This is a genomic window from Streptomyces ruber, from assembly GCF_014648075.1.
In the GTDB taxonomy this organism is placed as follows: domain Bacteria; phylum Actinomycetota; class Actinomycetes; order Streptomycetales; family Streptomycetaceae; genus Streptomyces; species Streptomyces ruber.
In genome coordinates this window covers 227,882-241,151 of sequence record NZ_BMQK01000006.1, presented here as the reverse complement: position 1 = coordinate 241,151, position 13,270 = coordinate 227,882, and the positions used below count along the sequence as shown (strand labels likewise).

The window sequence follows — 13,270 nt, the reverse complement described above, 5'->3', positions numbered from 1 at the left end:
CATACCCGCGGTCCGTCCCGGGACAAGCCGGTCACCACGGTCTGCTCTCGCCACGCAGCGACGAAAGGCGCCACCGCGTCCGCACGATCCCGATCCGCACCCGGGCGGACACCGGACGCGAGGCCGCGGGCCGGCCGATCCGTCCCGAGGGTGACCCGACACAGAAGGAGTGCGCGGTGACACCGGAGAAGCCCCATCGCGATCAGCGCCCCGAGGAACGCACGGACCGCATCGGCCGCCGGCCCAAGGGAGAGCTCGGCAGCCTCGACGTGTGGGCCAGGTCCGCCCCGATCCGCCTCGCCGGATACGAGGACGACCTCGCCGAGCCCCACATCCTCCCCAGCGTGGACTGATCCGGCGAGCACCCCGCCGCGAACCGGCAGCATGGGCGTGCCAGACTCGCGCCCATGCTGATCAGGGAAGCCACCGCTGACGACTGGCCGCGCATCTGGCCGTTCTGGCACCGCATCGTGGCCGCCGGAGAGACGTACACCTGGGACCCGGACACCCCCGAGGACATCGCCCGCGGCCTGTGGACGGCACCGCCCAAGCGCGTGTACGTCGCCGAGGACGGGACGGGCGCCGTCGTCGGCTCCGCCTACGTCACGCCCAACTACGGCGGGCCCGCCGCGGGCATCGCCAACGCGGGCTTCATGGTCGACCCCGAGCACGGCGGCCGCGGCATCGGCCGCGCCCTCGCCGAACACGTGCTCGCCGCCGCGAAGGCGGGCGGCTACCGCGGCATGGTCTTCAACGCCGTCGTCGAGACCAACCCCGCGGTCGCGCTGTGGACCTCGCTCGGCTTCACCGTCCTCGGCACCGTCCCGGACGCCTTCGAACACCCGCGGCACGGCCGGGTGGGACTGCACGTCATGTACCGGGCCCTGTAGTGCGCGCCGCCCGCCGCGCTGACGTGTCAGGCCGTGTCAGCGCGGGCGCGCGCCGGCCGGGAGCCTCAGTAGATTGACGCGCACGGGCGTGGCCGACGCGTCGGGGTCCGGTCCGCCGGAGGGCGCGCCGCGGTGGAGAGCCTCGGGAACGAGGGGGCGGCGGAACACGACGGACCGGACGGTACGGGTTCGGCGACGCGTCGGCCACGCCCGGCCCACGGGCGCGAGGAGTCAGCCGTCATGCCGAAGGGGTTCACCATGAGCACTGTCCCGACCGTCCCGTCCACCGCACTGGTCACCGGTGCCTCCTCCGGACTCGGCACGGAGTTCGCCTCCCAGCTCGCCGCCCGGGGCCACGACCTCGTCCTGGTCGCGCGCTCCCGGGACAGGCTCGAGGCGGTCGCCGAGGAACTGCGGGCCGTGCACGGCGTCAAGACCCACGTCGTGGTGCAGGACCTCGGCCTGCCGCACGCGGGCCGCGCGGTGGCCCAGGAGCTCGCCGACCGTTCGCTCACCGTCGACCTGCTGGTGAACAACGCCGGGTTCGGCACCGCCGGCCGCTTCGAGGAGATCGACGCGGAACGCGACCACGAACTGCTCATGGTGAACGTCGTCGCGCTCGTCGACCTCACGCACGCCCTGCTGCCGGGCATGGTGGAGCGCGGCACCGGCGCCGTCCTCAACGTCGGCTCCACCGCGGGCTACCAGCCCAGCCCGTACCTCTCCGTCTACAGCGCCTCCAAGGCGTTCGTGCTCAACTTCTCCCTCGCGCTGCGCCAGGAGTACCGGGGCCGCGGCATCCGTGTCACCGCCCTGTGCCCCGGACCCGTGGAGACGAGGTTCTTCGAGGTCATCGGCACCCGCAACGCAGCCGTCGCCGGCGGTTTCAGCACGCCCGGGCCGGTCGTCCGGACGGCGTTGCACGCCCTCGACCGCGACCGCGCCTATGTGACGCCGGGCCTGGGCAACGCGATCATGGCGCATCTGCAGCCGCGTCGTCCGCGCACCCTGGTGGCGTGGGTCGGCGAGCGCATCTGCCGCAAGGTTCTGGAGCCCGCGAACGGCACGGGAGTTCCCGCCGCCGAGGGTGCGGCGAACTGACCCGGGACCGGCGGGGCACGCGCCCCGCCGCTGGCCGTACGCCGGTCAGGCGAAGCGGTCCGGGGAGAGGAAGCCCGGCGCCGCCGCGGGGTCGTCCCCCCGTACCCCCTGTACGAGGTCCGCGAGCGCCTCGCCGACGCCGGGGGCGTGTGCGAGGCCGTGGGCGTCGTCGCCGCCCGCGACGACCACCCGCGGATCGCCGCCGGGACGGCCGAGCAGGTACAGTCCGTCCGGCGTGCGGGTCCGGGTGCCCGCCGCGACCCGGGCGGGCAGCGGTTCGAGCCCCGGCACCTTGGCCGGCAGCAGCCGGGCCAGGTCCGCCCAGTCGTCCGGGACCACCGAGCGGTCGGCGCCCTCGGGATCCACCGGCTTGGCCACACCGCAGCCGCCGTCCAGGCCGAGCCTGATGCCGTCGCCGGCCCGGGCGCCGTCGCCCCACAGGACGCGTCCGTCCTCCAGTTCCCGGGCGAACGCCGGGAAGGCCTCCGGACCGAAGTCGTCGCCCGGTTCCAGCGGGCGCCACCAGGTGACGGGCGCGCGGACCGTCTCCAGGGGCAGCCCCGGCAGCAGCGCCGGAAGCCAGGGACCCGCCGTGACGACGACCTGACGCACCCTCAGCGACCGTTCCGCCGTGTGCAGACGGATCCCGCCGGGCACCGGCTCGACCACGGTGACCCGGGAGTCGGCGTACACACGCGCGCCCGCCTCCTCGGCGACGGCGACCGCGGTCCGCACCGCACGCTCCGGCCGTACGAGCCCCGCGGACGGCTCCCACACGCCCATGTGGTGGGCGGGCACGCCGGTGTGGCGCGGGTACTGGAACCGCAGGGCACTGGCCGTGAAGGTGCGGACCGGAACGCCGTGTGCCCGTGCCGCGCGCAGCGTGCCGCCCACGACCGGCCCGCCCTCGGGCCCGACCACCAGCCCGCCGCAGGGCACGAACAGGCTCTCCCCGCCGCTGTCCTCCAGCTCCGGCCACAGCTCCCTCGACCTGCGGGCCAGCGGCACCAGACCGGGATGGCCCGGACCGGCGACGCGGAGCGCGTGGGAGCCGCCGTGCGCCGGGCCGAAGGCGTGGCCCGGCGTGAACCGTTCGAACCCGACGACGTCGACACCCCGGGACGCCAGGCGCCACAGAGCCGCCGCCCCCCACGCTCCCAGTCCCACCACCGCGGCCTCGGCGTCCCAACGCGTCATGCCACTCAACTCCCCGGATCTCCCGACGGCGTCTGGGCACAACAGCGCACCACAGGCGGGCGCGCGCCCGCCTGAGTAACCGCCACTCACCTTCCCGGCCGTCCGACACGGCGAAAGGCGCGGTCGGCACCGGCCCACGCGGGCCGGCCGACGGAACGCGACCGCGCTTTGGAGTACCCGGGTACTCATGCGCCCGGTCCGGCGCGCGTGGTCCCTTCATGTGCGTCAGGTGCTCAAGGCCGCGACGACCGATGGAGGTTTCGATGCAGTTCCGGGTTCTGGGGCCGCCTGGGATCTACGACGACGTCAGGCAGCGGAGCGTGCAGCTGACCAGTCCCAAGCAGCGGGTGCTGCTCGGTGCGCTGCTGGTGCGTCCGGGCACCCCGGTGCCGACCGAGGAACTGATCCGCGAACTCTGGGGCGACAACGCGCCCGACAAGGCGGGCAACGCGCTGCAGGCACACGTCTCGCGGCTGCGTCAGCAGCTCATCGAGGTGGAACCCTCCCGGGCCAACACGCCGCGCCTGGTCGTCCGCGGCTCCGGCTACGTGCTCCAGGCCCGGCCCGACGAACTCGACGGCGTGCGCTTCCGGCTCCAGGTGACCCGGGCGAAGCGCCTGCTGGACGCCGACCCGCACGCCGCCGCGGTGCTGCTGCGCAAGGCCCTCGGCCTGTGGGAGGGAGCCGCGCTGGAGGGCGTCACCCAGGGTCCGCTCTGCTCGGCCGCCGCGGCGCGCCTGGAGGAGGAGCGGCTCCTCGCCCTGGAGGACCTCTGCGACGCCCAGTTGCGGCTCGGCGCGCACCGCCAGGTCGTGCACCGGCTGGAGGAGCTAACCGCCGCCCACCCGACGCGCACCCGCCTCCGGGACCAGCTCGTCGTCGCGCTGCAGCGCTGCGGGCGGCACGGCGAGGCCCGGGCGCTGCGCGAGACGGCGTGGCGCCCGCGCGCGGCCGACTCCGGCGCCCCCGCCCGGACCGACAACGTGCGTGTGCTCCGCGACCCCGCCGGCCCCCGGCCGGCCGCCGTGGACCGCCCGGTGGCCGGGGACCGGCCGGACGACGCGGACCTCGTCGACAGTCCCGGCACGCACGGTCGGGAACTCGTCCGGCTGCGGGTCCGGGTGGAGGAACTGACCTCGCAGCAGCACGTCCTCCGGTCGGAGCTGGAGCGCCTGACCGCTCTGGTGGAGGAGAGGGTGCGGGTCCCCCGCAGGGACTCCGCCTGACCGGACGGACGTCCCCCTCACCGGTGTCAGCACGGACGTCGTCGGCACGGACGTCCGGCACCGACGTTGTCAGCACGGAAAGGACATGTTCATGGCCGTCATGCACAGGACCGTCACCGGCTCGGCCGGCCCGGACCGGTTGTGGAAGGTGCTCGTGGACTGCGAGGCGTTCCCCGGCTTCATGGAGGGCGTCAACGAGGTGACGATCACCGGCCGGGACGGCGACCGCCGCACCGCCGCCTGGGTCGTCGAGCTCAAGGGCTCGGAGATGGAGTGGGAGCAGGAGGACGTCCTGGACCACGACCGGCGCCGCTGGGAGTTCCGGCAGACCGACGGCGACCTCGGCGAGTACGAGGGCTACTGGCAGGTCGTCGGGAGCACCGACGGCGACGGTGCCGCCCTCGAGCTGAAGGTGGAGTTCGACGTCGGGCTGCCCATGGTCGCCGACATGATCCACCCGGCGGTGGCCAGGGCGCTGGAGGGCTACCAGCAGGGCATCGTCGACCGGAGCGCGTAGGGGACGCGCAGGCACACACGCAGGGGACACGCAGGGGGACATCGTGACAGAGCCGCGCACCACCATGAACACCGCAGTCGCCGACGCCGGGCAGACCTTCCGGCGGGTGCGGCGCCACTTCTCGCCCGCGCTGGCCGTGGCCGGCAAGTTCACCGGCCAGGGAGCCGTCGAGGCCGCCGCCGAAGGGTGCCGGGTGACCCTCTCGGACGGCCGGGACGTCCTGGACTTCGGCTCCTACGCGGTCGCCCTGCTCGGGCACCGCAACCCGGCGATCGTCGAGGCGGTGCGGAACCAGCTGGACGTGCTGCCCGCCTCCACCCGCTCCGTGCAGAACCCGGTCGCGCCGCTGGCCGCGGAGCGCCTCACCGGGTACCTCGGCGGCGGACTCGGCCGGGTGTACTTCGGCTGCGGGGGCGCCGACGCCGTCGAGACCTCCGTCAAGCTCGCCCGGATGGCCACCGGACGCACCACCGTCCTCGCGGTCGACGGCGCCTTCCACGGCAAGACCCTCGGCGCCCTCGCCCTCACCGACAACCCCCGCTTCAAGTCCGGTCTGGAGCCGTTGCTCCAGGGCGTGGTGCGGATCTCCGGGGACGATCCCGGCGCCGTCGCCGAGGCCGCGCGCGAGCACGACGTCGCGGCCGTCGTCTTCGAGCCGGTCCAGGCCGAGAACGGCGTGCGCCTGCTGGACGAGTCCGTGCTCGCGCAGTGGTGCCGGGACGCCCACGAACACGGCGCGTTCGTCGTCGCCGACGAGATCCAGGTCGGTCTGCGGCGGTGCGGCGCCAGGTCACTGGCCCTGGCGGCCGGTCTCGACGTGGACTGCGTACTGCTCGGCAAGCCGCTGGGCGGCGGCGTGCTGCCGGTATCGGCCGTGGTGGGCAACGACCGGCTCTTCGCCCCCCTGCTGGCCGACCCGATGCTGCACACCGCCACGTTCAGCGGTCACCCCCTGAGCACCGCGGTGATCCCGACGGCGCTCGACCTCATCGAGCGGCACGCCGAGGACGGCGAGCGGATCGCCCTCGCGATGGAGCAGGGACTGGCCTGCTTGCGCGAACAGCATCCCGACGCCGTGGTCGCCACCCGTGGACGCGGCCTGCTCTGGGGCATCGACCTGCGCTCGCCGGAGCTGGCCGGCGACGTGCTGACCGGGCTCGCGCAGCGCTCCATGGTGGTGTCGCCGTGCCTGAGCCGTCCCGCCACGATCCGTCTGCTCCCGCCGATCGTCGCCACCGACGCCGACGTCAAAGAGGCGATGACCCTGCTCTCCGATGCGGTAGCCGGGGCGGCCGTCGCCGCCGCGTGACGCATCGGCCCGTTCCCACGGACTGTCACCGGGAAGGACCGTAGACAACTGATGACTTCGACGATACCCACGGAAGTCGCCGAGGAGTTCGCCGCGGATGTCGTACTGGCCGACGACATCACGGGCTTCCCGGCACCGGACCCGGAGACGGTGACCGAGGTGTTCCTCACCGGTGCGACCGGCTACCTCGGCGCGTTCCTCCTCACGGACCTGCTGCGGCAGGGACTCGTCGTGCACTGCCTCGTGCGGGGCGCGGACACCGGGGCGGCCCGGCGGCGGCTCGAGGAGAACCTCCGTACCTACCAGCTGCTCGACGGCCTCGACATGGAGCGGGTCCACGTCCACACCGGTGACGTGACCCGGCCCCGGCTCGGCCTGTCCGAGGACGTGTACGACGAGGTGGCCGGGCGGATCGGCGCGGTGTACCACTCCGCTGCCAAGGTCAACTTCCTCACGCTGTACAAGTGGCTGCGGAAGTCGACCGTCGAGGCGACCCACGAGGTCCTCCGGTTCGCCTGCGCGGCGCGGGCCACGCTGCACCACGTCTCGACCACCGGTGTGTTCGAGCCGGACCGGAACCGGCCGCCGCGGGGCGAACTCGACCCGACGGGCCCGCCCGAGGCGCTGTCGCTGGGCTACACCAAGAGCAAGTGGGTGGCCGAGCAGCTGGTCCTGGAGGCGTCCCGGCGCGGTGTGCCGGTGACGGTCCACCGCCCCGGGCAGGTGTGGGGCGACTCGCGCACCGGGGCCTGCCAGGCGAACGACTTCGTGTGGCGGTTCATCAAGGGCGCCCTCCAGACGGGCCTGTACCCGCGCCGGTTCAAGCTGGAGATGAACATGGTGCCGGTGGACTACGTCAGCGCCGTGATCGTCGCGGTCTCCCGGCGCCCGGAGGCCGTCGGCGGGATCTACCACCAGGTCAGTCCCGGAACGCTGGACTCGGAGGAGATCCTGCGGCTGCTGCGCAGCGCCGGGTACGAGCTGACGGAGGTCAGCATCCTCAAGTGGATGAAGGCCGTCGCCGCGGATGTCACCAACTCCATGGCCCCGTTGCTGAGCATCCTGGTGGAGTCGGAGAAGGTGGAGGTCGCGGAGTTCTCCGACGAGATCACGCGCGAGCTGCTGAAGGACTCCGGGATCTCCTGCCCGCCCATCGACGAGAAGGTGTTCGGCGGGTACGTCGAGTACTTCGTGCGGGGCGGCGTCCTGCCGGCCCCCGAGGGGCGCCGTCACTGACGAGCACTGACGAGCACCGACAAGCACCGACGGCGCGGCGGTGTCCCGCGGGGAGGAACCCCGTGGGACACCGCCGCGTGCGTCGCTCCCGGTCAGGCCACCTGTTCCGAGCCGCCGGGCGCGCCGACGAGGCGCAGGGGTGCCGCACGGCCGGGCTCCTGCGGCCGACCGGTGAGCTTCTCCAGGCCCCGCTTCAGGTCGTTGCGGGCCGTGATGCCGAGCTTGTGGTAGATGCGGTGCAGATGGTTCTCGACGGTGCGCACGGAGACCACCAGACGGTCGGCGATGTCGCGGTTGGACATCCCGGTCGCCGCGAGCGCCGCGACCTCCCGCTCCCGGGGGGTGAGCGAGACGGAGTCGGGCTCCTGCCGGCCGTCCCGCCCCACCCACGAGGGCAGCGGGGCGCCGCTGTCGCGCAGCAGGTCACGGCAGGCCGCCGCGGCCTCCCGCCCCTTGCGGTGCTGGCCCGAGGCCTTGAACGCCCGGGCCGCCTGGGCCGCCGCCTCGGTCGCCAGCGGCAGCGCGCCCATCCGCACGAGCTGTTCCGACACCTCCATCAGCAGCGCGCCGTCCGCGTCGGCGAGCGCCTCGACGTAGTCCGCGAGCACCCGCACCAGGCCGCCGGCGTTCCGGCCGTCGCGCAGCAGCGCCCGGTGCGGGAAACGCACCGCGGCGCCGTCCGTGACCCGGGCCGCCAGCAGCAGCCCGGCGACCGCCCGCACCGTACGGCCCGCCGCGGCCGCGCGCCCGGCCAGCTCCGCGGCCTGGACGCCGGCGCCGTAGTGGTCCCCGGTGTGGGCGAGCACCAGGGCGTTCTCGTACGCGATCTCGTCCTCGGCGATCGGGCTCGCGGGGGTCGTCCCGCGCAGGGAGCGGACCTCGACCAGGGTGCGCAGCGCCTCCGTGTGGTCGCCCGACTCGGCCAGCGCACCGGCCAGTTGGGCCAGCGGCCACGCGGCGGTCACCGGATACTCGTGGGAGGTGTCGGAGGCGACCGTCCGCCGCAGCAGGGCCACCGCCTCGTCCGGCCGTCCGAGCAGGCGCAGCAGCCGGGAGCGGTCGAGCACGGCCTGCAGGAGGGCGGGCCGGCCGTGCCCGGGGTCGTACCGGTGGACGGTCTCCAGTGCCTCGGCGGCGCTCTCCAGCCGGCCGAGCAGGGCGGAGCAGCGGGCGCGGACGGCGTTGACCAGCAGTACGGCGTCGGTGTCCCAGTCGGCGGTGGAGTCCTGGTAGCGGTCCAGCAGCCCGAGGGCGCCCGTCGGGTCGCCGAGCTCGGAGCGGGCGTAGGCCACGACGGGCACCAGCGCCTGGGCGACGGGCCGGTCCACCGCCGGCTCGTCCAGCACCCCGTCCCCGATGGCCACCACGCCGCGGAGGTCGTCGGCCATCACGGCGATCGCCGCCTGGGTGCCGCGCAGCACTCCGGCGTGGTCCGGGTCCATCCGTGCGATCGTGCGGGCCAGCAGATCGCGGGCGTCCTGGAGCCGCGAGAGCCCCCACGCCATGTTCGTCACCCGGGTGTGCACCGCGGCGACGTACTCCTCGAGCGGTACCCGTACCTCCGTGCCGAGCGCGGCGGACAGCACCGTCTCGGCCTCCGCGGGACGGTTCCTGCCGACGAGCACCCGGCCGAGCAGCAGGGCCGCCCTGATCCGGTCCGCCGTCTGTTCGGGGAACTTCTCTACGCGCGTCATGAGGCGGTGTAACTCCGCCCTGTACTCGGGGGTGTCGGGGACCGGACCGCACAGCGGCGGGACGTCCGGTTCGCCGGCCGTCTCCTGGAGGGCGAGCAGGCACATGCGCTCCGCGAGCGGGAAGTCACGGCGCCGGGTGGCGATCCGGGCGGCGGCGAGGATCTGCTCCCGCTCGGGGACGAGGCCCGCGTCCATGCGCAGCGACACGATGCGGAGGACGTCGTCGTCCCGGCGCGCCCCGGTGCGTTCGAGGGCGTCGGCGACCTCGCGCCGCAGCCGCTGCGCGGTGAGGCCGGACATGCGGTGGGCCACCACCAGCCGGGCCAGCGGCACGGCCAGCCGGAGCCGTGCGCGCGCCCCCCGGCGCTCGACGCTGACGATGCCGCGCAGGTCGAGCGCCTCGGCGGCCCTGCCGAGCCCCGCGGCGGCGACGATCTCGTCCTCGAGCGGTTCGGCGACGGCGAGCATGTTGACCAGTTCGTGCTCCTCCGGGCCGAGGTCGCGCAGCCCCACGCCGACGACGTCCGCCAGCCGCTTGCCGGGGCGTGCGCCCAGGCCGGGCCAGCGCCAGGCGCCGTCGGTGAAGGCGAGCGAGCCGTCCTCCAGTGCGTGCTCGACGAGTTCGCGCAGCATGAGCGCGTTGCCGTGGGTGGCCGCCCACAGCCTCTCCAGCGTGGCGGTGTCGGTGTGACCGCCCAGCCGGGCCCGGAGCACCCTGCCCATCGCCGCGCTGTCGAAGGGCGCCACCTCGATGTGCTCGACGAGCCGCTCCACCCACAGTTTGTCCACGCCGGCCGGGGCGGGCACGTCCTGCCGGGTCGTGGCGAGCACGCTGATCCGTCCCGCGGCGACGAGCCGGTGCAGCCGGACGCCGGACGCGGCGTCGACCAGGTGGGCGTCGTCGATGCCGATGAGGGCCCGGTCGCCGGCGGCGCCGGCCGCACCGACGGTGCCGGACGACGGCCGTACGGCCTCCTCCAGGCACTCGGCCAGGGTGCCGAAACCCTGCGTCCCGGTGGCACCGTTCCAGCCGACGCCCCCGACGTGCAGCACCCTGCGGCCCTCCCGGGCGGCCAGCCGCAGGGCGGTGGACAGCAGCAGGCTCTTGCCGACCCCCGGGGCGCCGACGAGCAGGGCGCCGCCGCGCCGTCCGAGAGCGGCCTTGATGGTGTGGAGCTCGGCGTCTCGCGCAGTTACCGGCCAGTCGAATATCTCATGCGTTCTATCCATCAGTTCAGCCCCCGCACTCGATTTTTTTCAGCCATCGTGCGATGCGTGTCCTGAACTCACCTGTCCGGCCGTCCGACATTTCACCGAGCGAATCGCGAGCAGTGGTGGAAGCGTCGGTCGCCGGCCGGTCTCACCGGTTCCCCACACCGGATCGGCCGGCCCCTTCGAGAGCCGTTCGAAAAGTGGTTGCTCGTTGGACGATGGCCAGTATAGGCCGGAAGCTCGGAAGCGAAACTGAACTGTGGACGACTTCCGCGAGAAAGGGGAGAGTCCCTGTTCAGCTGGTGTATCGGGCAAGCGTACCGGTGAGTAATCGGCAACTTGGACCGGCAACTCCGGCACGCTCGCGGCGGTCCGGTCCGAGAGCGCTCCCGGCGTGAATCAATTCATGTACAGGAAACATCCGAAAGCCCCCTCGGTTTCCCGAGGGGGCTCGATCCCTTTGATGCCGGGGCGGCGCTGTCGGATTCGCTCCCGGGGCTTGCCGCCTTTCGTCCGGAACGAGTCGTTCCGGATGCCGGTGACAATGACTTCGCGGCGGGCACGTGAATAGCGCTCGATACCGCCTGTTCATGTACCGCTCGTTCGTTTTACCTGTTCCGCCGGAACGAGACGTGAGCCGGGTCAGCCGGACACGGGCACCGGCCTCTTCGGCTCGGGTGCCGCGTCGGACTCCTTGATGCCGAACCTGCTGTAGAACCGGGCCAGCGGACCGGGGGCCCACCAGGCCGCCCTGCCCATCAGCTTCAGCACGGCGGGCACCAGCAGGATCCGGACGACGAGGACGTCCGCCAGGATGGCGAACACCATGCCGACGCCGAACAGCTTCATCGTGAGCACACCGCTGGTGGCCATCGCCGCCAGCGGGACGCACATCAGCAGCGCGGCGTTCACGATCAGCCGGCCGATGTTCTGCAGACCGGACGCGACGGCGGCCGTGGGGTCGCCCAGCAGGTCGTACTGCTCGCGGATCCGGGACACGAGGAAGACCTCGTAGTCCATGGAGAGCCCGAAGATCAGCGCGAACAGCATGATCGGCATGTTGGGCTCGATGTTGCCGGTCGAGTCGAAGCCGATGAGGCCCTCGAGGTGGCCGTCCTGGAAGATCCACACCAGCACACCGAAGGTCGCCGAGAGCGACACGAGGTTCATCAGGATCGCCTTGAGCGGCAGCAGGACCGAACCGAACGCCAGGAACAGCAGGACGTACGTCGCCACCGCGATGTACAGCAGCATCCAGGGCAGCGTCTCGGCGAGCGCGTCGAGGGTGTCGTCGAACACCGCCGTCTCACCGCCGAAGTACGCCTCGGCGCCCGCGGGCGGCGGCACGTCCTTGAGGCGGTTCACCAGGTCCCGGGCGTCGGCGGAGATCGCCCCGCCGTCGAAGGTGACGCCCACCCGCGCGGTGGTGCCCTCGGCACCGGTGATCGCCGCGCCCGTGGCACCCTCGACGGCGCCCAGCTCCTGGGCGTAGGCCTGGAGCGCGGCGCCCTGCTCCGGGGAGGTGGCGTCCGCCTCCATCACCAGCAGCGCGTCGATGGACTTCGCCGCGTCGCCGTCGAAGTCGCGCTCCATGATGGTGTGCACCTGCCGGCCCTCGGCGGTGTCGGGCAGCTGCCGCGCGTCGTTGGCGCCGAAGTCGATCCGCAGGAACGGCACGGCCAGGGCCAGCAGCACCGCCAGGGTGCCCAGCGTCACGAGCGCCGGACGGCGCATCAGGCCCTGCGCGAGCCGGTACCAGCCGCCCTGGCCCTCCTGACGCGCGGCCTTGTTCTTCCGGCGCAGCGACAGCGCGTTGACCCTCGTGCCGAGCACGCCGAGCGCCGCGGGCAGGGCGATCAGCGAGAAGAACACCGACAGCACGACCGCGGCCACACCGCCGTACGCCATGGACTTGAGGAAGCTCAGGGGGAAGAACGCCAGGCCGGCCAGGGCGACCGCCACGGTGATGCCGGAGATCACGACCGTGCGGCCGGCGGTGGCGACGGTGCGCGCTATCGCCTCCTCGCCGGTGTGGCCGCGCTCCAGCTCCTCACGGTAGCGGCTGACGATCAGCAGGCCGTAGTCGATGGCGACCGCCAGGCCCAGGATGGTCACCAGGCTCATGGCGAACACGGACACGTCGGTGATCTGGGCCATGACCCGCAGCACCGCCATCGAGCCCAGGATGGACAGGCCGCCGACCACCAGCGGGAGACTCGCCGCGGCCAGCCCGCCGAAGACGACCACCAGCAGGACGAAGAGCACCGGGAAGGAGAGGCCCTCCGCCACGGCCAGGTCGTTGCCGATCTCTTCGCTGACCTGGTGACTGGTGGGCACGAAGCCGCCGCGCAGGGTCTGAAGCCCCGGCGCGTCCAGCTTGTCCATGATCTCCTTGTACGACTCCTCCTTGGCGTTGTCGTCGCCGCCGCGGAGGTTGATGCCGACGTAGGTGGCGTGCCGGTCATGGCTGACCTGCGCCGGCATCCCGGTCGTCCAGAAGGTCATGTACCCGGTGACCGCCGACTCCGGCAGGGCCTCCACGGTGCTGGTGACCGCCTGCCGGAACGACGGGTCGTCCACGGTGCTGTCGTCGTCGCGGTAGAGGACCACGGCGTCGGGCGCCCGCTGCGGGAACGCCCGCTCGGCCAGCTGGGCGGCCTTGCGGCTGTCGGACCCCGGGTCCTCGAAGCCGCCGGGTTTCATGTCGCCGAAGACGCCGACGCCGTAGGCACCGGACAGGACGGCGAACAACAACGTCAGGACGAGCAGGGGCTTGCGCCTGCGGTGCAGAAATCGCCCCAGCGCCTCGAACATGGTTCTCCCTAGGACTAGTCGGCGGACGCCGCACGCCTGCCAGGGGCGGCGCCAGGGCAACCGTAACAGTGTTT

General features: G+C 73.1%; 10 protein-coding genes. 7 read left to right on the top strand and 3 right to left on the bottom strand.

Features of this window, described 5'->3' with window-relative positions; translation table 11 throughout:
- Positions 1-176: 176 nt before the first annotated feature.
- The 3 genes from IEZ04_RS16565 to IEZ04_RS16555 all read left to right on the top strand — a co-directional run bounded on the left by IEZ04_RS16565 (position 177) and on the right by IEZ04_RS16555 (position 1,991).
- Positions 177-353 carry a hypothetical protein gene (locus tag IEZ04_RS16565; protein WP_189217642.1) on the top strand — a complete coding sequence of 59 codons (177 nt, stop codon included), beginning with the start codon at positions 177-179 and terminating at the stop codon, positions 351-353.
- A 54-nt stretch (positions 354-407) separates the two neighbouring features.
- Positions 408-890: a GNAT family N-acetyltransferase gene (locus tag IEZ04_RS16560; protein WP_189217641.1), complete on the top strand. Its 483-nt coding sequence runs from the start codon at positions 408-410 to the stop codon at positions 888-890.
- 258 nt (positions 891-1,148) lie between these two features.
- Positions 1,149-1,991, top strand: a complete 843-nt coding sequence (locus IEZ04_RS16555) for an SDR family NAD(P)-dependent oxidoreductase (protein ID WP_189217640.1) — start codon at positions 1,149-1,151, stop codon at positions 1,989-1,991.
- A gap of 45 nt (positions 1,992-2,036) precedes the next feature.
- On the opposite strand, the gene IEZ04_RS16550 is transcribed toward IEZ04_RS16555, so the two are convergent.
- Positions 2,037-3,188 carry an FAD-dependent oxidoreductase gene (locus IEZ04_RS16550; protein WP_189217639.1) on the bottom strand — a complete coding sequence of 384 codons (1,152 nt, stop codon included), beginning with the start codon at positions 3,186-3,188 and terminating at the stop codon, positions 2,037-2,039.
- A 263-nt stretch (positions 3,189-3,451) separates the two neighbouring features.
- Between IEZ04_RS16550 and IEZ04_RS16545 the strand changes: the two genes are divergently transcribed.
- The 4 genes from IEZ04_RS16545 to IEZ04_RS16530 all read left to right on the top strand — a co-directional run bounded on the left by IEZ04_RS16545 (position 3,452) and on the right by IEZ04_RS16530 (position 7,476).
- A complete protein-coding gene (locus IEZ04_RS16545) occupies positions 3,452-4,414 on the top strand; it encodes an AfsR/SARP family transcriptional regulator (protein ID WP_189217638.1) in 963 nt (320 codons plus the stop codon).
- A 91-nt stretch (positions 4,415-4,505) separates the two neighbouring features.
- Positions 4,506-4,931 (top strand): type II toxin-antitoxin system RatA family toxin, encoded by a 426-nt coding sequence (locus tag IEZ04_RS16540; RefSeq protein ID WP_189217637.1) that lies wholly within the window; start codon positions 4,506-4,508, stop codon positions 4,929-4,931.
- A gap of 43 nt (positions 4,932-4,974) precedes the next feature.
- Complete coding sequence (locus IEZ04_RS16535; RefSeq protein WP_229821063.1) at positions 4,975-6,240, top strand: aspartate aminotransferase family protein; 1,266 nt, start codon at positions 4,975-4,977, stop codon at positions 6,238-6,240.
- A 51-nt stretch (positions 6,241-6,291) separates the two neighbouring features.
- Positions 6,292-7,476, top strand: coding sequence for an SDR family oxidoreductase (locus IEZ04_RS16530; protein ID WP_189217636.1), 1,185 nt, complete (start codon positions 6,292-6,294; stop codon positions 7,474-7,476).
- Between the two features lie 92 nt (positions 7,477-7,568).
- Here the strand turns inward: IEZ04_RS16530 and IEZ04_RS16525 are convergent, their stop codons facing one another.
- Both IEZ04_RS16525 and IEZ04_RS16520 read right to left on the bottom strand, forming a co-directional pair.
- A complete protein-coding gene (locus tag IEZ04_RS16525; RefSeq protein ID WP_189217635.1) occupies positions 7,569-10,400 on the bottom strand; it encodes a LuxR family transcriptional regulator in 2,832 nt (943 codons plus the stop codon).
- A 624-nt stretch (positions 10,401-11,024) separates the two neighbouring features.
- Positions 11,025-13,196, bottom strand: a complete 2,172-nt coding sequence (locus IEZ04_RS16520) for an MMPL family transporter (protein WP_189217634.1) — start codon at positions 13,194-13,196, stop codon at positions 11,025-11,027.
- Positions 13,197-13,270: the final 74 nt, after the last annotated feature.

What these genes read in the sequence shown, in the direction of transcription:
- IEZ04_RS16520 (WP_189217634.1), bottom strand. Translation starts at nt 13,196, where the DNA reads ATGTTCGAGGCGCTGGGGCGATTTCTGCACCGCAGGCGCAAGCCCCTG.
- IEZ04_RS16530 (WP_189217636.1), top strand. Translation starts at nt 6,292, where the DNA reads ATGACTTCGACGATACCCACGGAAGTCGCCGAGGAGTTCGCCGCGGAT.
- IEZ04_RS16545 (WP_189217638.1), top strand. Translation starts at nt 3,452, where the DNA reads ATGCAGTTCCGGGTTCTGGGGCCGCCTGGGATCTACGACGACGTCAGG.
- IEZ04_RS16560 (WP_189217641.1), top strand. Translation starts at nt 408, where the DNA reads ATGCTGATCAGGGAAGCCACCGCTGACGACTGGCCGCGCATCTGGCCG.
- IEZ04_RS16550 (WP_189217639.1), bottom strand. Translation starts at nt 3,188, where the DNA reads ATGACGCGTTGGGACGCCGAGGCCGCGGTGGTGGGACTGGGAGCGTGG.
- IEZ04_RS16555 (WP_189217640.1), top strand. Translation starts at nt 1,149, where the DNA reads ATGAGCACTGTCCCGACCGTCCCGTCCACCGCACTGGTCACCGGTGCC.
- IEZ04_RS16540 (WP_189217637.1), top strand. Translation starts at nt 4,506, where the DNA reads ATGGCCGTCATGCACAGGACCGTCACCGGCTCGGCCGGCCCGGACCGG.
- IEZ04_RS16525 (WP_189217635.1), bottom strand. Translation starts at nt 10,400, where the DNA reads ATGGATAGAACGCATGAGATATTCGACTGGCCGGTAACTGCGCGAGAC.